19 protein-coding genes are annotated in these 20,119 nt (G+C 41.7%); all 19 read right to left on the minus strand.

The window, feature by feature from the left end; genetic code table 11:
• Positions 1–80 precede the first annotated feature (80 nt).
• The gene (locus tag CO686_RS08875; RefSeq protein ID WP_049501307.1) at positions 81–809 is read right to left on the minus strand and encodes an ABC transporter ATP-binding protein; all 729 of its coding nucleotides are present in this window, start codon (positions 807–809) and stop codon (positions 81–83) included.
• On the minus strand, positions 809–1,816 hold the full coding sequence (locus CO686_RS08880; RefSeq protein ID WP_049501306.1) for an ABC transporter substrate-binding protein: 1,008 nt from the start codon (positions 1,814–1,816) through the stop codon (positions 809–811). The genes CO686_RS08875 and CO686_RS08880 overlap by 1 nt, the downstream gene beginning before the upstream one ends.
• A gap of 36 nt (positions 1,817–1,852) precedes the next feature.
• On the minus strand, positions 1,853–2,611 hold the full coding sequence (locus CO686_RS08885) for an ABC transporter permease (RefSeq protein ID WP_161800219.1): 759 nt from the start codon (positions 2,609–2,611) through the stop codon (positions 1,853–1,855).
• Complete coding sequence (locus tag CO686_RS08890; protein ID WP_002880743.1) at positions 2,574–2,864, minus strand: thiamine-binding protein; 291 nt, start codon at positions 2,862–2,864, stop codon at positions 2,574–2,576. Before CO686_RS08890 ends, CO686_RS08885 begins: the two co-directional genes overlap by 38 nt.
• Before the next feature lie 277 nt (positions 2,865–3,141).
• A complete protein-coding gene (gene polA / locus CO686_RS08895; protein WP_096753810.1) occupies positions 3,142–5,775 on the minus strand; it encodes a DNA polymerase I in 2,634 nt (877 codons plus the stop codon).
• Positions 5,776–5,859: 84 nt separating this feature from the next.
• Entirely contained in the window at positions 5,860–6,969 is a 1,110-nt protein-coding gene (locus CO686_RS08900; protein WP_000143407.1) for a CHAP domain-containing protein, read from the minus strand.
• Positions 6,970–7,068: 99 nt separating this feature from the next.
• Positions 7,069–7,335: a Veg family protein gene (locus CO686_RS08905; RefSeq protein ID WP_001278165.1), complete on the minus strand. Its 267-nt coding sequence runs from the start codon at positions 7,333–7,335 to the stop codon at positions 7,069–7,071.
• Between the two features lies 1 nt (position 7,336).
• Complete coding sequence (gene dnaB, locus CO686_RS08910) at positions 7,337–8,689, minus strand: replicative DNA helicase (RefSeq protein WP_000852476.1); 1,353 nt, start codon at positions 8,687–8,689, stop codon at positions 7,337–7,339.
• Positions 8,690–8,732: 43 nt separating this feature from the next.
• Positions 8,733–9,185, minus strand: coding sequence for a 50S ribosomal protein L9 (gene rplI / locus CO686_RS08915; protein ID WP_000864211.1), 453 nt, complete (start codon positions 9,183–9,185; stop codon positions 8,733–8,735).
• Positions 9,182–11,155 (minus strand): DHH family phosphoesterase, encoded by a 1,974-nt coding sequence (locus tag CO686_RS08920; protein WP_000739996.1) that lies wholly within the window; start codon positions 11,153–11,155, stop codon positions 9,182–9,184. The genes rplI and CO686_RS08920 overlap by 4 nt, the downstream gene beginning before the upstream one ends.
• Positions 11,156–11,330: 175 nt before the next feature.
• A complete protein-coding gene (locus CO686_RS08925; RefSeq protein ID WP_096753737.1) occupies positions 11,331–12,269 on the minus strand; it encodes a nitronate monooxygenase in 939 nt (312 codons plus the stop codon).
• Between the two features lie 106 nt (positions 12,270–12,375).
• Positions 12,376–13,293: an MBL fold metallo-hydrolase gene (locus tag CO686_RS08930; RefSeq protein ID WP_000137959.1), complete on the minus strand. Its 918-nt coding sequence runs from the start codon at positions 13,291–13,293 to the stop codon at positions 12,376–12,378.
• A 3-nt stretch (positions 13,294–13,296) separates the two neighbouring features.
• On the minus strand, positions 13,297–14,409 hold the full coding sequence (locus tag CO686_RS08935; protein WP_000221881.1) for an acyl-CoA dehydrogenase family protein: 1,113 nt from the start codon (positions 14,407–14,409) through the stop codon (positions 13,297–13,299).
• 15 nt (positions 14,410–14,424) lie between these two features.
• The gene (locus CO686_RS08940; RefSeq protein WP_000351428.1) at positions 14,425–15,333 is read right to left on the minus strand and encodes a LysR family transcriptional regulator; all 909 of its coding nucleotides are present in this window, start codon (positions 15,331–15,333) and stop codon (positions 14,425–14,427) included.
• Positions 15,334–15,527: 194 nt separating this feature from the next.
• Positions 15,528–16,181 (minus strand): 3-oxoacid CoA-transferase subunit B, encoded by a 654-nt coding sequence (locus CO686_RS08945; protein ID WP_000644731.1) that lies wholly within the window; start codon positions 16,179–16,181, stop codon positions 15,528–15,530.
• A gap of 1 nt (position 16,182) precedes the next feature.
• Positions 16,183–16,905: a CoA transferase subunit A gene (locus CO686_RS08950; RefSeq protein ID WP_000869893.1), complete on the minus strand. Its 723-nt coding sequence runs from the start codon at positions 16,903–16,905 to the stop codon at positions 16,183–16,185.
• Positions 16,906–16,920: 15 nt separating this feature from the next.
• Positions 16,921–17,700, minus strand: a complete 780-nt coding sequence (locus tag CO686_RS08955; protein ID WP_000048046.1) for an enoyl-CoA hydratase/isomerase family protein — start codon at positions 17,698–17,700, stop codon at positions 16,921–16,923.
• A gap of 320 nt (positions 17,701–18,020) precedes the next feature.
• Entirely contained in the window at positions 18,021–19,199 is a 1,179-nt protein-coding gene (locus tag CO686_RS08960; RefSeq protein ID WP_000656060.1) for an acetyl-CoA C-acetyltransferase, read from the minus strand.
• Positions 19,200–19,217: 18 nt separating this feature from the next.
• Complete coding sequence (locus CO686_RS08965; protein ID WP_049501305.1) at positions 19,218–20,066, minus strand: 3-hydroxybutyryl-CoA dehydrogenase; 849 nt, start codon at positions 20,064–20,066, stop codon at positions 19,218–19,220.
• Between the last annotated feature and the right edge of the window lie 53 nt (positions 20,067–20,119).

Below are 20,119 nucleotides of genomic sequence, written 5' to 3' on the forward strand. Positions count from 1 at the left end.
GACTATTATACCGAAATTTTCTCATTTTTAAAAGAAAAAGAGCGCTGGTAAAGGATAATCTTCACCAACTCCCTATTTTTCTACTTATCTAAGCCTAATTCTGCCAAGATTTGACGTTTGTAGGCAATCTTTTGAACTTCCTTGTCCTCATCTTCAGACCAATCTAGTTTGACTTCAGAGACGATCTGTCCAGGCCGATTTTTCAAGATATAGATACGGTCACTTAGATTGAGGGCTTCCTCAATGCTGTGGGTGATGATCAAGGTCGTCAACTCCAGCTGTTTGTGAATCGCCAGATACCAAGCGTGAAGTTCCATCTTGGTCATCTCATCCAAGGCACTAAAAGCCTCGTCCAAGAGAAAGAGCTTGTGCCCGAAAAGGTAGGTGCGGAGTAAGGCTACACGCTGACGCATCCCACCACTGAGTTCATGAGGATACTTATCTCGTATAGCAGTCAGCTGAAAGGTCGCAAGGATGTCATCCGCTCGGGCAATGGCCTCCGCCTTATCCACCTTTTGAATCAAGAGGGGCAGGATGATATTGCCAAGGACTGTCTTATGCTCCAAGAGGAGATCCTTTTGCAACATATAACTCACGCGCCCCTTGGGATTCTCCTCTCCATCAAGGACAATTCTTCCCGACTGGACTTCTAAAATTCCAGCGATTAGATTAAAGAGGGTAGTCTTGCCTACACCACTTGGACCTAGGATAGAAACCACTTCACCCGAAGCCACCTGCAGGTTGATATCTTCTAAAATCTTTTCATCGCCATAGGCATAGCTGACGTGTTCTAGTCTAATTTCTGTCATTATTTCACAAATTCATTGGTGAAGCCTTTGTCAGTCAAGTCTTCTTTGAGGATACCATTTTCTTTATCCCACTTGTAGAAAGCATTCCAGCGTTCTGCGTCAAATTGTCCCCATTTTTCCTTGTCGCTTGCGTATTCTTTTGACAAGTATTTTTGAGATTCGATGACAAAGTCGCGTTTTTCCTTAAGTTCGGGGGCATTCTTGATGAGGATATCTGCAGCTTCTTCTGGGTGTTCCATAGCGTATTGGTAGCCTTTTTTGATGGCTTGGATGACTTTACGAGCTTCTTCTTTATTGTCTTTCAAATAGTCGTTGTTTGCGATGATAACTGGTGAATAGTAGTCAAACTCTTTAACGTAGTCTTTCAAGTACATGAAGTTGGCGTCTACACCTTGAGATTTGGCAAGAATACCGTCCCAACCGTAGTAGATCCAAGCAGTGTCAAAGACACCGTTGGCAATCGGTGTGATCGAGTTTGAATCGTTGTTTGGTACTTTTTCGACCTTCTCAAAGTCTCCGCCTTGAGATTCCACCAAGGTTTTCAACATAGCAAGCTCAGTCGGGTCATTCCAAGTTCCGTATTTCTTCCCAACCAAGTCTTTTGGACTGGTGACATTGTCAGATTTACGTGAGATGATTCCAGATGTATTGTGCTCAACGATAGCGGCAACGGCAGTAATCCCTGCCCCTTTTTCCAATTTCTTAGCCATGTAGTCTTGGAAATAGATAGCAAATGGTGCCTTGCCATTGATCACTAGGTCAGAAGAACTTTCTTCTGGTGGCAATTTCAAGTCAACATCCACTCCAGCTTCTTTGAAATAACCTTTTTCCTTGGCAACATAAAGCCCTGTGTGGTTGGTATTTGGTGTCCAGTCTAGGATAAAGTCAATTTTCTTGAGTTCTGCTTCTTTGTTGTCCTTAGAAGCAGTCCCTTGACCACAAGCCACAAGTACGACAGCTACAAGAGCTGTTACAATCGTTAAAAACACTTTCCATGTTTTCTTCATTTTCATTTCCTCTTTTCTTTTTCTAAAACGCTCTATTTAAGTACGTTTCCATTTGATCACATATTTTTCACTGATATCGACCAACTTCATACCGAGAAGGCTGATAAGCGACACCAGAATAATAATGGCAAACATGGTGTCATACTGAAACAGTTTCTTTGACTGAATCATGTAGACACCTAGTCCTTCAAAGCCTCCCAACCACTCAGATACCACTGTTGTGATAAAGGCATAGGAGACACTGACCCTCAGACCTGCATAAAAGTAAGGCAGACTGACTGGGATTTTAAAATGCCACAGGATTTGCCAAGGGTTTGCTCGCATCAGACTAAACAAGGTCAGCATATCCTTGTCACAGTGCCTAAAACCGTCCAAAATACTGACGATGATAGGGAAGGTTGTCGTCAGGATAATCAAGACAATCTTGGGCAAAATCCCATAGCCTAGCCACAAGACCAAGATAGGCGCTATGGCAATGGTCGGAATGGTCTGAACAACCACCATCATAGGATAAATCAAGTCATTGAGCCAAGTCAGACTATCCATGAGCACCGCCATAAGACAGGCAATCAAGACTCCTAGAACTAGACCTAGTAAAGCCACTCTCAAGGTCGCCCAGCTATGGTACCAGAGAAATTCTCTGTCACGAACAAAGGACTGGAGAATCTCAAGAGGAGTTGGCAGGATAAACTTGGGTAAAAGTTTGAATATGCCCGCTAACTGCCAGATTGACAAGACTCCTAGAAAACCCAATAGACTAATGTGTCGTCTCAGTATACTTTTCAAGTTTGTCATCAATACTTAAAATCTCTCCTACATTTATTTTGACATTGGCAAAGACATTATCTGCCTCCTGCCCGGCCACTTCAAGCGCTTCTTTGAGAATGCGCATGAGCTCATCCAACTCCCCTTCCAAGACCGTTTCAAAGGGTGTCACCACCATAGTCACGGACTGAGCTTGCAGATAAGCAATCACTTGATCGATAATAGCAATTCGATCAATCCCCTGTGATAGGGGCAAGACTTGCAAGGCAATGCTTGCTTTCATAAAATCCTCCTCTTCTCGGCTTTCCTTTTGAACAAAAAGAAAAACCTTTGCCATATATGGAAAAGGTGCAGAATTCGGCTAAGTATCGTTCCCTACGCTGGCATTACCCAGATCAGGTGCGGTCGAAGTTTAACACTTCCTCTCAGACTGTACACAGACTCCCATATCTTATATGGAATATAGTAACGCAAATGCAAGGAAAAGTCAAGGAAACTGCTTACAGAAAACTATGAAAAAGAGTTTGAAGACAAATGCTTCAAACTCTATCATAGCTTTCTTATTTAGCCTCGTACCAGGTTGCCCCTTCATTCTCATCAGCAATGAGTGGGACACTAAGCTGGATGGCTTCTTCCATGGTTTGTTTCACTAGTACTTTGACAGCTGCTAGTTCTGATTTCGGAACCTCAAGGACGATTTCATCATGCACTTGCAAGAGCATCTTGGTCTGATAACCACCCTCAACCAGAGCTTTGTCTAGCTGAATCATAGCAATTTTGAGAATATCTGCTGCCGAACCCTGAATAGGGGAGTTAATGGCAGTTCGCTCTGCAAAACCACGAATGTTAAAGTTGCGCGAATTTATATCTGGTAGCTCTCGACGACGCTTGAAGAGGGTCTCTACATATCCCTTGTCACGCGCTTCACGTACCACTTCTTCCATATAGTTTTTAATCCCAGGAAAACGCTCAAAGTAGGTATCAATGTAGGCTTTTGCCTTCTTACGACTAATACCAAGATTGTTCGCCAAACCAAAATCTGAAATCCCGTAAACCACTCCAAAGTTGACAGCCTTGGCATTGCGACGGTCGTTTGGCGTCACATCCTCAGGACGTTCAATTTCAAAGACACGCATAGCTGTCGAAGTATGGATATCTGCTCCCTCTTGGAAGGCCTTGATTAAGTGCTCATCCTTAGAGATATGCGCCAAAACGCGCAACTCAATCTGTGAATAGTCGGAGCTAAGAAGGACACTATCCTCCCACTCTGGCACAAAAGCCTTACGAATGAGGCGACCTTGTTCCAAGCGAACAGGGATATTTTGCAAGTTTGGATCTACACTAGACAAACGCCCAGTCTGAGTCAAATCTTGCACATAGCGCGTGTGGATCTTGCCATCATCTAAAATCCAATCCTGCAAGCCAACCACGTAAGTCGATTGAATCTTAGCAATCTGACGGTAGTCTAGAATTTTTTTGACAATCGGTGCAATAGGAGCCAGACGCTCCAGCACATCCACTGCTGTCGAGTAACCTGTCTTGGTTTTCTTGGTGTATTCTAGAGGAAGTCCCAGTTTTTCAAAGAGAAGTACGCCCAACTGTTTAGGTGAGTTGATATTAAATTCCTCACCAGCCAGCTCATAAATCTCTTGGGTGAGTCGCTCAATGACAATCTCATTTTCAGCTTGCATCTCAAGTAGGGTTTCTTTTTTAACCTTGATTCCAGCAATTTCCATCTTGGCAAGGACAAAAGCCAGAGCTTGCTCCATGTCATAGAGAAGATCTAACTGCCCGTGTTCACTGAGTTTTTCAAGCAAAACAGGCTCCGTCTCAACCAATACAGCAACCTTGCGAGTCAAGTGCTCCAAGAATTTCTCTCTCTCAGGGATAGCTTTCTTGACCCCCTTACCGTAGAAGGTCTCATCATCAGCCAAATAAGTCTGGCCATAGAGATTCGCAATGGTTGAAATTTCATTGTTCTCGACAGTAGAGAGGAGGTATTTGGCCAAACGACTGTCAAAAGCAGGGGCCTGCAAATTCAAGCCCAAACGATTTAAAAGAACCTTCGCTTTCTTAAAGTCATACACTTTCAGAGGTGTTTTTTCTAGAAAATTCTTGAGAATCGGCTCCTGCAAGAGCTCAAGTTTGTCTGTAGCGTAAAGTTTATCCCCACAGGACCAGGCAAAACCAACCAAGTCATCTGTATGGTAATTCTCACCAAAAAGCTCAAAGTGGAAGATAGAGTTGGCGCTCAGCATGTCTTGACTGACTTGGTCAACGATAGTGAAATCCAAACTTTCAGGCGCATCCGTTGATGACACATTTAAAGCTTGCTTGAGCTGTTTGAAGCCCATCTCATCGTAGAATTTCCCGAGATTTTCCACATCTGGTCCACTATAAAGCAAATCATCAAGGCCAATCTCAATCGGTGCCTGAGTCTCAATGGTCGCCAAGGTTTTAGACAGGAAGGCTTGTTCCTTGTCATTGATGAGATTTTCCTTCATCTTAGAAGCCTTCATCCCATCGATATTTTCATAAATACCCTCTAACGAACCGTGTTCTAGCAAGAGCTTGATACCCGTCTTTTCACCGATCTTAGTGACACCAGGGATATTATCAGACTTATCCCCCATAAGAGCCTTAAGATCAATGAACTGAGCTGGTGTGAGGCCCATCTTTTCCATGAGATAGTCTGGCGTAAAGGCCTCAAACTCAGCCACACCTTTCTTGGAAATCTCGACCACCGTATGCTCATCCGTCAACTGGATCAAGTCCTTGTCTCCGCTGACAATAGTCACTTCAAAAGAATCCTTCTCAGCCAAGCGACCTAGGGTCCCGATGATATCATCTGCTTCATACTGGGCCAACTCATAGTGGCGAATCCCAAGATGATCTAGCAACTCACGAATGAAGGGAAATTGCTCACGAAACTCATCTGGAGTTTTAGCACGACCACCCTTGTAGTCTGCATACATCTCTGTACGGAAAGTCGTCTTACCTGCATCAAAAGCTACCAAAACATGACTGGGCTCAACACGCTCCAAGACGTGATTCAACATGAGTTGAAAGCCATAGATTGCATTGGTATGAAGGCCATTAGCATTTTTAAAACGATCCAACTGCTGATAGAGCGCAAAAAAAGCTCGAAAAGCAACTGAAGATCCATCAATTAATAATAATTTTTTCTTGTCCATACACCCATTATAAAGGAAAGCAGGGAAAAATACCATCGGAAAGAATAGGCAAATGGTAGTGAAGCCCTCTTTTTTATATTCTTTCTAGATTCTAGCTCCGTTACTATCCACTCGATAGCCATCCACAGTGGTATTCACTGCTAAAGCCCCTGAAGCATTGACGTAGTAATACTTTCCTCCTACTTGGAACCACTGGCTAGACTTCATAGCCCCTGAACTCTCCAAATAATACCATGTTCCATTTTCCTTTAGCCATCCTGTCTGCATCTCCCCTGATGCCTTTAGATAGTACCAATGCAAACCATCCTTCACCCAACCTGTTGACATGGTTCCATTGTCTTTAAAGTGATACCAACTGCCATTTATTTTCTTCCAACCAGTTGCGAGTTTCCCGTTCTCACGGTAATTCCAACTCCCTCCTTCTTTTTTCCAGCCTTTTTCTGTATTGCTTAGCTCTGCATACTGCACATATCTTCTAGAACCGCTATAAGACAAATAACCGAGCCACTTATAACCATCCTTTTCAAGAACTTGATCATAACTCACACTCTCACCAGCATAATAGTAGTCAATAACTTGTCCTGTGCTTGCTGGCTGGTCCATAATTGGCAATTTCCCCGTGAACACTATTGTCCCACTGGACGGAAGCTCTGAGCTACGAGCACCCTCACTCGCACCATGGCTAGCGGATAAATCCTTGAAATGAATAAAACCCGTCATCGAACTAGCCTTGACTTTTCGACGGTTATACTTTTCTCGAACCCCATAATTATACTCTTCGATCTCAATCGTATCCCCTGATACATGAGATACCCAGGCAACATGCCCATAGTAACCTTCTGTCGACCAGGCAATAGATCCAACTTCTGGCTTCGTATCCACACGGTAGCCTTCTCGCCTTGCACGATGACCCCATTCATTTGCATTTCCATAGGCAGGAGGAATCTCAAAGCCATTTACACTACTCAAACGAAAGGCCGCAAAAGAGGTACACTGGCGAGAATACATCCGCCACTGATCGATTTCAACACTACCATTTTTGTAGTGAAGCGGATAGTCATCTCCACGCGCTACACTGTCGGCCTGAACTGATTCCCCACCAAACAAAAAGGTACTTGTAACAAACAAAGTAGCCAGCCCTACACTCAACTGAGTACATCTACTCTTCTTAACTCCTGATTTTAAAAACGTCATTCATTCTCCTTAATAATATAAATTTCCGAGGTTCCCCTCGTTTATACTATTCGGGAGAAAAAGAAAAAAGTGAGTAAAGCTCACTTCATTTTAGGATTCTTAGTCTAGATAGCGAATCAAGTTCTTTTCTGTCAAGATATCTGAGTAGGTGAAGGATTCAACGTAGACATTGGCTTGTTTGTCTCCCTCAACATCCCCAAATTCAACGATAAATAAAGATGGATAAACCTCAATTAACTTACCTAGTCTGTTTTTTTGGCGCTTACGGCCATTCTCCAAAGTCATTTCAACGACTTGTCCCTCATGTGCCTTGATTTCTTCTTTGATTTTTTTCATCTTGGCTACATCTGTAAATGCATCTGACATCTTATGCCTCCCTCTTTGAGATACTTGAAAATTTATTGTATTCTTTTTGGAAAATCAATTCCACCGTTCCACGAGCTCCACTACGGTTTTTCTCGATGATAACCTCAACCTTGTTATTTGGAATTCCTTCCTCTTCTTCACCCGCACGATCGTAGTAGTCGTCACGGTACAGAAAGGCTACGATATCCGCATCCTGCTCGATAGAACCCGATTCACGAATATCAGACAAGACTGGTCTCTTATCCTGACGCTGTTCCACTCCACGAGATAACTGACTAAGAGCAATGACTGGAACCTTTAGCTCCTTAGCTAGAATTTTTAACTGACGAGAAATTTCAGAGACTTCTTGTTGGCGGTTCTCACGACCAGTACCTGTGATAAGCTGTAGGTAGTCGATCAAAATCAAGCCTAGATTGCCTGTTTCTTGAGCCAGTTTACGTGAACGCGAACGAATTTCCGTGATCCGAATCCCTGGTGTATCATCGATATAGATACTCGCGTTGGCTAGGTTCCCTTGAGCAATGGTATATTTTTGCCACTCCTCATCAGTCAATTGACCCGTACGGATAGAATGGGACTCCACCAAGCCTTCGGCCGCCAACATACGGTCTACTAGACTTTCCGCACCCATTTCCAGCGAAAAGATAGCAACCGTCTTGTCCAACTTAGTCCCAATGTTCTGAGCAATGTTCAAAGCAAAGGCCGTCTTACCAACTGCTGGTCGCGCCGCTAGAATAATTAATTCCTCCTCATGGAGACCTGTCGTCATATGGTCCAAATCACGGTAACCCGTTGCAATACCAGTGATATCCGTTGTTTGTTGTGACCGAACTTCTAGGTTCCCAAAGTTGATATTTAGAATATCTCGGATGTTCTTGAACCCACTACGATTGGCGTTTTCGCTAACATCAATGAGTCCCTTTTCAGCCTGAGCGATGATTTCATCTGCAGGCTTAGAAGCCTCATAGGCTTGGTTGACAGACTCTGTCAACTTGGAAATCAAGCGACGTAGCATAGCCTTTTCCGCTACAATTTTAGCATAATATTCCGCATTCGCTGAAGTTGGTACTGAGTTGACAATTTCAACAAGATAAGACAAGCCACCAATATTTTGGAGATCCCCTTGGCTATCCAAAATCGTTCGAACCGTCGTCGCATCAATCGCTTCCCCACGATCCGACAAATCTACCATCGCTTGGAAAATCAACCGATGAGCATACTTAAAGAAGTCACGAGAATCAATGTATTCTCGGACAAAAACGAGCTTACTCTCATCTATAAAAATAGCCCCCAGAACAGATTGTTCTGCTAAAATATCCTGAGGTTGAACTCGCAGTTCCTCTACTTCTGCCATCCAACTTTCCTTCCTTTTACAATCTTGTCAAGAAGTTGTAAACTTAACCTTCTTTTACACGAAGATTGATGACACTTGTAACATCTTGATAGATCTTCACTGGTACATCAATCAAACCTACTGCTCGAATTGGTGCTTGCACTTGAATATTGCGTTTGTCAATCTTAATACCAAACTGCTTTTGCAATTCTTCTGCAATTTTCTTGTTAGTGATAGAGCCAAATGTACGGCCATCTGGTCCAACCTTTTCAACAAACTCTACAACTGTTTCTTCTGCCTCAAGCTTAGCCTTGATGGCTTTTGCTTCAGCAATCATTTCAGCATGAGCCTTTTCTTCTGATTTTTGTTTTCCACGCAACTCACCCACTGCTTGAGCAGTCGCTTCCTTGGCCAAATTCTTTTTAATCAGGAAGTTTTGAGCGTAGCCAGTTGGTACTTCCTTAATTTCGCCTTTTTTTCCTTTTCCTTTAACATCTGCTAAAAAGATTACTTTCATTCTTCTTTCTCCTTTTCCTTTAGTTCTTCCAAGATTAGTTGAGTCAATTTTTCTCCTGCTTCCGACAAACTCATATCCTCGATTTGCGCGGCAGCTAGATTAAAGTGACCTCCACCACCCAACTCTTCCATAATGCGTTGCACATTGATTTTACTACGACTTCGAGCCGAGATAGAGATAAATCCTTGTGTATTTTTTGCCAGAACGAAACTAGCCTCAATACCAGACATAGCCAGCATAGCATCGGCAGCCTTACTGATAACAACTGTGTCATAAGACATTGAGTCCTTAGCTTGAGCAATCAAGATATCTGAACCTAACTTACGACCTTGTAAAATGAGTTCATTTACCTCACGGTACTCTTCAAAATCTGTCGCAGCAATCTCCTGGATAGCAATACTGTCACTTCCCCGTGTTCTCAGATAGCTAGCCACATCAAAGGTTCGGCTCGTCACGCGAGATGTGAAATTCTTGGTATCCAGCATCATACCAGCCATCAAAACACTGGCCTGCATACGACTCAAACGATTCTTCTTAGAATTTTGGAACTGAATCAATTCTGTGACCAACTCACTGGCACTACTTGCTCCACTTTCAATATAGGTGATGACTGCATTCTCAGGGAAATCCTGATCACGTCTATGATGGTCAATAACAATAGTTTGAGTGAACAAATCATAAAAATCTTTTGACAAAGTCAAAGCCGTCTTGGAATGATCCACCAGAATCAATAATGAACGGTTTGTAACTAACTTCATCGCATCTGTAAGAGATAAAAGCTTCGTGACATCTTCCTTCTTCAAGAACTGAATAGCACGTTCGATATCTGCTGGCATATGGTCTGCATCATAGACAGCATAACTGTTCTCAATAATATTACTTGCAAACAACTGCATACCAACAGCAGAGCCCAAAGCATCCATATCTAGATTTTTATGACCGACTACAAAAACCTGATCAACACTTCGAATCTTATCAGAAATGGCTGTCATCATGGCTCTGGTACGTGTACGAGTACGTTTGATAGACGCAGCAGTTCCTCCACCAAAGTAGACTGGATTCTTGGTTTCGTTATTTTCCTTGACCACCACCTGGTCACCACCGCGAACTTCTGCTAAGTTCAAGTTGAGCAAGGCAATTTTCCCTATCTCTTCATGGTTTCCATCACCATAAGAAAATCCCATACTTAAAGTTAGGGGTAGCTGCCTCTGTTTTGATTCTTCTCGGAAACTATCAATAACGGAGAATTTATCATTCATCAATTCCTCTAGTACCGTGTAATCTGTGAATACATAAAAACGATCCATCCCCACACGGCGAGAAAACATAGCATACTTACTAGCAAATTCTGAAACAAAATTGGCTACAAAACTATTGATATGACTGATATCGGAGTCAGATGTCGCATCCTCCAAATCATCATAGTTATCTACTGAGATGACTCCAATGACTGGACGGCTAGTTACCAATTCTACAGTTGCTTCGTACTCCCCAGAAACATCAAAGAAATACAAAACACCCGAAGCCTTGTCCATATGAACAGCATATCGTGTTTCGCCCAAGGTAGCATACGAACCAGGATTTCCAACAGAAGCCTTGATGATGGTTTGAATTAACTCAACATCAATTTCGCCCTCTTCAGTAGTTAAAATCAGCTCAGCATAGGGATTAAACCATTCCACTTCGCCACTAGATAAGTCTAATTTCAGGACTCCCACCGGCATTTGATCAAGCAAAGTACTCAAGCTATTTTCAGCTTGATGATTTACGTATTGGATTTGTTCAATTTCGCTCTTTTCATACTGTTTTTTTTGCCAGACAAATAAAAGCAGATAAAGAAGTACAAATAAAAACAAGACACTGATTGTTACAACATTATTTTGTGAAAAAATAATCAGCATTGTTAAGGTTCCGAAAGTTGCAATCCCTAGTAGAATCGCAGAATTCGGAGTTAAATTATTTTTTTTCATTCTAAACCTCTTGCGCATTATTATATCACAAATGCCCTTAAAAAGCGACCTTTAAAGAGAAAGCACTGCTTTTATTATAGTAAGATACTCTTAAAGAAACCATACATAAAAAAGGAGAGCAAATGCCTCGCTCTCCTTTTTCCACATCAGTGCAGAATCTTCCGCCTAGATTACATTATTCACCTAATTCTAGTCGAATGTCTTGTAGGCGCTCTTGCGCCTGTTTCACAATTGATTCTAAAATAGACTTACATGGTTTGATGTCTTTCACCAAACCTGCAATTTGTCCGCTCATCATTGAACCATGAACTGTATCACCTTCATAGACAGCCTTAGATAGGGAACCGATCGTAATTTCTTCCAGTTCCTCTCGGTTTGTACCTTTCTGCTCTAATTCAATATAGTGATCTGTCATCTCATTGCGAATACAACGAACTGGCGCTCCCGCGATGCGACCTGTAACCGCAGTCGCTGTATCACTTGCCGCCAAAATAGCTTCTTTATAGGCTGGAGAAATTGGACATTCTTCTGAAGCAAGAAAAACTGTTCCCATTTGAACTCCTTGTGCACCTAGGGCAATCGCAGCAGCCAGCCCTCGGCCATCTGCCACACCTCCGGCAGCAATGACCGGAATTGATACCGCATCAACGATTTGCGGGATAAGAGCCATTGTATTGGTCTCTCCTATATGCCCACCAGCTTCTGAACCCTCAGCGATTACAGCATCAACTCCCAATTCTTCCATTTTTTGAGCATGCTTGACACTGGCAATAACTGGAATAACCTTGATTCCTGCTTCTTTCAAGTAAGGCATGATATGCTTAGGTGTTCCTGCACCTGTAGTTACCACCGGAACCTTTTCTTCGATGATAACAGTCACAATATCCTTGATGTTTTTCATCATCAACATAATGTTGACACCAAAAGGCTTATCTGTCAACTTTCTCAATTCACGAATTTCTTCTCGCAACTGCTCTCCAGTCATACCACCTGACGCAATAATTCCTAGTCCTCCAGCCTCAGAAACAGCTGCTGCTAGTTGATAGTGGGAGATTTGAGCCATGGCCCCTTGGAAAATTGGATATTGAATCTGTATAAGTTTTGTAATTGACATATGAGTCCTCCTTTTATTTTCTGTTGATTCTTGTTGGCAAATGGATGCATAGTGCACCAATATCCCCGTCAACAAGAAAATGTTACATTTGTCTCCTCATATTCTGCTATCCTAAAAAGTCTGGCTTACGATCCTGCTCATCTGTAAAAGGAATAAGTGGGGGGCGAGAACGTAGAACATAATCTACCAACTCCTTCCCTTCCTTATCAAACTCTACCACCGCGAAAAATTGATCATGATAAAAGAAAAACTTGTAATGATTCTCAAAAGCCTGACGCAACCATTTCTCTTTGGCTAAAATGGATTTCATAGGATAATCATCTACTGCTGGAACCCAGAGAGGATTTCGATGAACATGTGATAACATCAAGTCCCCCATGTGGATCATCGTATCTTTCCCCTGTTTGAGCAAGATAATACTGTGGCCATTGCTGTGACCACTTGTGTGAATCATTTGGATTTCTGGAATGACATTGATATACTCTGAGAAAGTCGTCACCTGATCTTGAATCGGTTCCCAATTCTCTCTCAGATAAGTTCCTCGTGTTCGATTATTAGGGTTTCTCATCTCATACCATTCGACATCATTCACAATAATCTTGGCATTTGAATACTTGGAAACCAACTCTCCTTGATCATTCACACGCGTCAAGCCACCAGAATGATCATGATGCATATGTGTCATCAGCACGATGTCAATATCTTCAGGCGATAGTCCTAAAAGAGATAAACTTTCTTCTACCCGACTTTCAGTTAAGATTCCTAAGTTGCGCCTTTGTTTATCAGATAATTTTGCTGTATCAAAACTTGCATCTATCAAGTAATTTTTACCCTTGTACTGGATCAAAATAGGATCCGTCAATTCTGCCATCATATTAGCATCATTTGTTGGGTAGTAACGAGACCACACAACTTTCGGAACCGGACCAAAAAGAGTCCCTGCATCCGTCAATTTATCGGCTCCACGTAGCCATGTCAGTTTCATATCATGAAATTGATATTCCTGTAAGGTGAGTTCTGTCATGCTTTACTCCTTTATCCATTGGGCTGCTATTCTTTTACGAATCGAATCCCCAGATTTTCCATAGATTTCAATCGTTTTGGCATCCTTTAGATAACGGTCTATGGGGATGTCATCCAAGGTTTGAAGAGGTCCAATTAATCTAATAATTTCCTCAGAAATCTCAATTGCTACTTTTGTCGTATAAAGTTTTATCTGAGATACAAAGAGAGAATCCGCCTTCATCCTATCCTTGTAGGAAGCAAAGTAAGATTCAGCCGCACACAGCTTAGTATACAAGTCTGCGAATTGATGTTGATAGACTGTCGCATCGATTAATGGTTTCCCAAATCTTCTTTTGACCTTTACAAAAGCCAGACCTGTTTCAAAAGCTCCCTCAGAGATACCAATAGAGATAGCGCTTAATCCTAGCTGTAATTTTTTGATAATATCATTTAACTGAGTTTCCCCATTTAGCGTCAATCCTAGAAGACTATCTTCTGGCAATATGACCTGATCAAAAGTTACCGAATTCACAGGCAAACCCTGTAAACCAGGTTTTGCAATATCATCTCCAAAAGCAACTCCCGGTCGAGTCGTATCAACAATGAAAAATCCGTATCCATATTCTCCGTTAGCTTCTTGAACCTTGGCTAAGATTAACAAAATATCTGTATAGCGGCAATTTGATACAATTGACTTCTTCCCAGTTAAAGACCAACCTGTTTCTGTTTTCCTTGCAGTTGTTGCAATAACCTCCAAGCTGTCCATCAATTTTCCTTCAGAAAATCCCAAGCCAGCTAAGATTTCTCCCCTTACTAATGGTTCTACATAACGCGATTTTTGTTCCTGACTCCCATATCGTAAAATAGGATAGATACCATAACATGCCTGAGTTAGTAGAACAGCAGAAAAAGCAGGAAAATCTTTTGAAATCAAGCGAATAAAGGTTAAAAACTCGGTTCTCAAAACAGAATCTTGACTATCTAAAAGCAAGGAAAAGATATCAAATTGCTCAATAAACTGATAAAGCAATTCTCTAGGGAACTGTTGTTCATCCTCATGAGACTTGAAATAGTCCCGAATCAACACTTTCACGTCTGCCTTCAATTCTCGCGCCAGCACGTCATTATAGGTCATCGCATTCACCTCATCTTAGTTGTCAGAAAACGGTTGGTAATAATCTTTCAACAATTCTTCATACACATAAGACTCTACTTCATTGTAGGAGTTTTTATAGGGTCTACAAAACCAAATATTAAATGGAATCGGATCTTTGAATCTAACCGCCTTAAAACGACTCTTATCCACAAAATATTCAACCGGCCTTGGCAAAAGGGCAATCAAATCTGTCTGATGAGTTGATTCAACTAGGAAGTCCCAAGTAGAGGAAAGATAAGCAAATTTAGCCTCAATTCGTTGTGAACGAAGTTTTTCTGTCACTAAATCATAAGTCGTAAATGTTTTGTTGAAGGTTGCCAATTCATAACCAGCAATATCAGACCATTCCAACAAGCTTTTCTGAGCCAACGGATGATCCTTATCCATATAAGCAACGTATTCATCCAATTGAATGATATGTTGTTCATATTTTTTAGCATCCAGGCTCGTAGGCTCTATCAGAATAGAGAGATTCAAATCTCCATCAACCATTTTTTGACGAATTTCCTTCCCTCCACCTTCCGTAACCTGGATATGGATATGAGGATTATTTTTCAGAAAATGAGGCAAGGCACTAGCAAAATAAACTCGTAAAATCAAGGACGGAATACCAAAATTAATGGTGCCTTTTTGCTTTTGAGCTTCTATATGGATCATGGAAAGCATTTCTTCATGTCGATTCACAATCTCGGTCGCATAACGATAAATTTTGCGTCCCGCCTCTGTTAAACTTTCTAATCTTCCATTCTTGCGATTGAATAATTGAACCCCTTCAGCTGCTTCAAAATTTGTCACAAATTGACTCAAGGCTGATTGACTAATGTGAATCTTCTTTGCAGCAATGGAAAGGTTGCATCCGCATTCTATGATATTGATGAAATAGTTCATTTGGATAATATCCACTTACCCATCACCTAGCTTTCCTTCACTATTTTAGTAAGTCAATTAGACAACTATTCTAGTGTTTGATAGTTGTCTACTGACTTTTTATCGAAATAACATTTCGAATACTTCATTTTAACGCTGTATATAAAGCGCTTACAATACTATCTGGTTTATATCATAACACACTAAGTAGAAAATAGCTCTTTTTTTGCTTAAATCGGCATTGTTTTCAGGTCTTCTGAGACAATGACTTCCCCAGCTGTTTTTTCAAGAACTTCTTCTAATGTCACACCAGGAGCCAGCTCTTTCAACAGGAATTTACCATCTTTGAATCCAAAAACAGCTAATTCTGTGATGACAAGATCCAATACTCCTTTAGCTGAAAGTGGCAAGGTACATTCTTTCAACAACTTAGATTCCCCATCAGCAGTTGTATGTTGGATAGCCCCGATTACGCGCTTAGCTCCTACCAATAAGTCCATTGCGCCACCCATACCAGGAGCAAATTTCCCTGGGATAATCCAGTTCGCAATGCTTCCATCTTGGCTGACTTCAAGAGCTCCAAGAACGGTTGCATCCACGTGTCCACCACGAATAATGGCAAAGGAAGTTTGTAGATCAAACAAGGCTGCTCCTGGCAACAATGTAATAGGAGCTCCACCAGAGTTCGCTAAATTGGCATTATAGTTGTCCTTGGTAGGTGTTTCCCCAAATCGAAGAGCGCCATTTTCTGCCTGTAAAATAACATTTACACCTTCAGGAATGTAATCAGCAGAGGCATTTGGAATCCCAAAACCAAGATTGACCACATCTCCATCTTTAAATTCAAGTGCTACACGTCTTGCGATAATCTCTTTTGCTTTCATTTTACTTCACCCCCGCCAGTTTCTTTGTCTCTGTCCACAGATCTCCCATCATCTGATGATGCTCTTGTGGTGTCAATCCTTGAACGACATAGTCAACTAGGATACCAGGGATGTAAATATCATTTGGATCAATTTCTCCGACTTCAACCAATTCGTTTGTCTCAACAATAACTGTGTCAGCTGCTAGAGCGAGTTGAAGGGAGATGTTTTTAGTAGTCCCATCCAGATAAAGGTTGCCATACTTATCCGCCTTTGTAGCTTTAATCAAGGCAACATCAATCTTCAATGGATCATAAATCAAATATTCTTTTCCATTTCGAGTCACTTTTTCGTGTTCATCTTCAAGAATTGTTCCTACACCTGTTGGTGTTAAGACTGCTCCAAGGCCAGCGCCCGCAGCATGCAAGCGTTCTACGACAGTTCCCATCGGAGTGAACTCCACTTTCATGGCTCCCGAGAAATAATCATGCTGAGCAGCAGCGGATGTCCCTACATGGGCTGCAATGTACTTTGTAACCTGATGGTTTTCACAAAGTCGACCAACTCCAACTTCCTTACCGGGTTGAGAGGTTACAACAGACACCAAGGTCAAATCTTGCTGGTTTTGACGAACCAGTTCCTCAATTAACTCTAGTGGCTCTCCCACTCCGAGAAAACCAGAAATACCAACTTTATCTCCTGAATGAATCAAGGAAATAGCTTCAGACAATGTTACAACTTTCATAACCTATCTCCTCTCTTATTTACGTTGAAAGACAGCTTTGCGTTTTTCAACAAAAGCGCGCATTCCTTCTACCTTATCTTCTGTTGAGAAGAGTAGAGCTTCCGCTTCTGTTTCCAAACGAATAGCATTTTTCAGAGGGAGTTCTGAGCCAACTTGGATAATATGTTTAGCTTTTTCAACTGCTAGCGGTGCATTTTTCATAATCGCTCCTGCCAGCTCTTCTGCCGCAGGCAATAGTTCTTCTGCTGCTACCAACTTGTTAAGAATTCCAAGATCATATGCTTCTTGTCCGTTAACCATTCTAGCAGTAAAGATTAATTCCTTTGTTTTGCTAGTACCAATCAAACGAGACATTCTTTGAGTACCTGCAAAACCAGGAATGATTCCCAAGCCAACTTCAGGGAAACCAACCATTGTCTTGTCATAGCCGATTCGGATATCAGTTGAAAGAGCTAATTCTAGACCGCCTCCCAAAGCATACCCATTCAATACTGAAATAGTTGGTTGAGTCAATTCAGATAAACGGGTAAAGGTGTCGTTCGCATAGGTCATGTATTCATGAGCCTGAATTGGAGACATTTGGTCCATCTCTTTAATGTCTGCTCCAGCGACAAATGCTTTTTCCCCTTGACCAGTCACGATGACAACACGAATGTCCTCGCTAGCTTCAATTTGGTCTAAAACGAGATTCAAATCCTTTAAGACTTCTGAACTTAAAGCGTTCAAAGCCGATGGACGGTTAATTGTTAGATAGCCAAGACCATTCTTAACCTCTAATAAAACAGTTTTACTCATTGTTTTGCTCCTACTTGATTTATTTTGAGTACAGAGTACAGCGTCAACAAATACCAACACAAAATGTAAGAGCTTACATTTTTATCATAATCCTTTTTTCCCTATCCGTCTACTTAATCTTTATTTATAGACCTATAAGTCCATCTTATAGAATAGAGCCATTCAATCTATCCTCAAAGTCTTAGGAAAAGCAAAAATACCTTATCAGGCACTTTCGGAGAAAGACACTTGATAAGGTATGTAACTATGAGATCGGATCAATATCTCATTTTGTAATCGTAATATTGAAAAAGAGGAAATGACGTTCAGTTTTCTAATAACTAACGTTCAACGATGAGGGCTGTTCCCATCCCTCCTCCGATACAGAGAGTAGCTAAACCAGTTTTAGCATCACGTTTCATCATCTCATGTACCAGAGTCACTAGGATACGGCAACCTGAAGCTCCAATTGGGTGACCAAGAGCAATCGCGCCACCATTGACATTGACAATATCAGTATTGAAACCAAGTGTTTTCCCAACCGCACAAGCCTGAGCAGCAAAGGCTTCATTTGACTCGATCAAGTCAAGATCATCAACTGTCAAATTACCTTTTTCAAGAGCTTTACGGGTCGCATAAATCGGTCCACATCCCATAATCTTAGGATCCAAACCTGCACTTGCATACGAACGAATGCGCGCAATGACTGGAAGTCCTAATTCTTCAGCTTTTTCAGCACTCATGACCAAGACAGCCGCCGCTCCGTCATTGATACCTGAGGCATTTCCCGCTGTAACAGAACCGTCTTTTTTGAAAACAGGACGTAGCTTAGACAGACTCTCCAAGCTAGCATCTTTTCTAGGAAATTCATCTGTATCAAAGATGATAGGATCGCCTTTGCGTTGAGGAATGACCACCGGAACAATCTCTTCCTTAAAACGTCCAGATTCTATAGCCGCCACTGCTCGTTTTTGAGATTCCAAAGCAAGCGCATCTTGATCATCCCGGCTAATACCATATTCTTCTGCCACATTCTCAGCTGTAATCCCCATATGGTATTCGTTAAAGGCATCAGACAAACCGTCCTTAATCATGGTATCTACCACTTTCGAATCTCCCATACGTCCACCCCAACGGAAGCTTGGCAAAACATATGGAGCCTGGCTCATGTTTTCTGCACCACCAGCCACGACAATATCTGCATCTCCGCACTGAATCGCTTGAGCAGCTAACTGCACTGCCTTCAAACCGGAACCACAAACCTTATTAATGGTAAAGGCTGGTGTAAATTCAGGAAGCCCAGCATGAATACTCATTTGGCGAGCCACGTTTTGGCCTAAACCTGCGCCTAGGACATTCCCCATAATCACTTCATCTACCTGCTCTGGTTTAATATTCGCTTTTTCCAAAGCACTCTTAATGACCAAAGATCCCAAATCAACAGCAGAAACATTCTTCAAGCTCCCGCCAAAGGAACCTAAAGGTGTTCGCACTGCCGAAACAATAACTACGTCTTTCATGACTACCTCCATCAGTGTCTAGTAAGTAAAGAATCCTTCTTTTGTCTTCCGTCCCAATTTTCCTGCTTCGACCATTTTCTTAAGAAGAGGGGCAGGACGGTATTTTTGATCACCAAACCCTTGGTTTAGGACGCCCATAATAGCCAAACAAACATCCAACCCAATCAAGTCAGCAAGAGCCAAAGGTCCAATAGGATGATTTGCACCAAGTTTCATCGCTTCATCGATTTCCTCGGCACTAGCCACTCCCTCACCTAGAATGTAAACGGCTTCATTGATCATAGGAATCAAAATTCTGTTCACAACAAAACCATAAGAATCTTTAACATCAACTGGTGTTTTACCAATTTTCACTGTCAATTCACGAACCGCCTGAACCACTTCTTCTGAAGTCTGCAAGGCCTTAATAACCTCTACCAGTTTCATGATTGGGGCAGGATTAAAGAAGTGCATTCCAATCACGCGCTCCTGATGTTTAGTAGCAGCAGCTATATCCGTGATTGACAAAGAGGATGTGTTTGATGCTAAGATAGTTTTAGGATCTGTCAATTCATCCAATTGTTTGAAAATATTCAACTTAATCTCACGATTCTCAGTTGCAGCTTCAATCACCAATTGGACTTGTTTCGCATCTTCATATGAAACAGATGGAAGCAAATTGGCTAATACCTGATCCTTCTCATCCGCAGACATCCGTCCTTTTTCAACTGAACGTTCCAATTGTTTTGTGATATTATTCAAGCCTCTTTGAACAAATTCTTCTTTAATATCGTTTAAGTAAACTGTAAAACCAGCCTGAGCAAATACTTGAGCAATTCCGCTTCCCATTTGACCAGAACCAATAATCATCACCTTAGATATCATTATTTTCTCCTTCTTATTTTACAAAAATCCAGTGCATGAAGCAAGGACGATTGAAC

The organism is Streptococcus oralis (genome assembly GCF_002386345.1).
Taxonomy (GTDB): Bacteria; Bacillota; Bacilli; order Lactobacillales; family Streptococcaceae; genus Streptococcus; species Streptococcus oralis_S.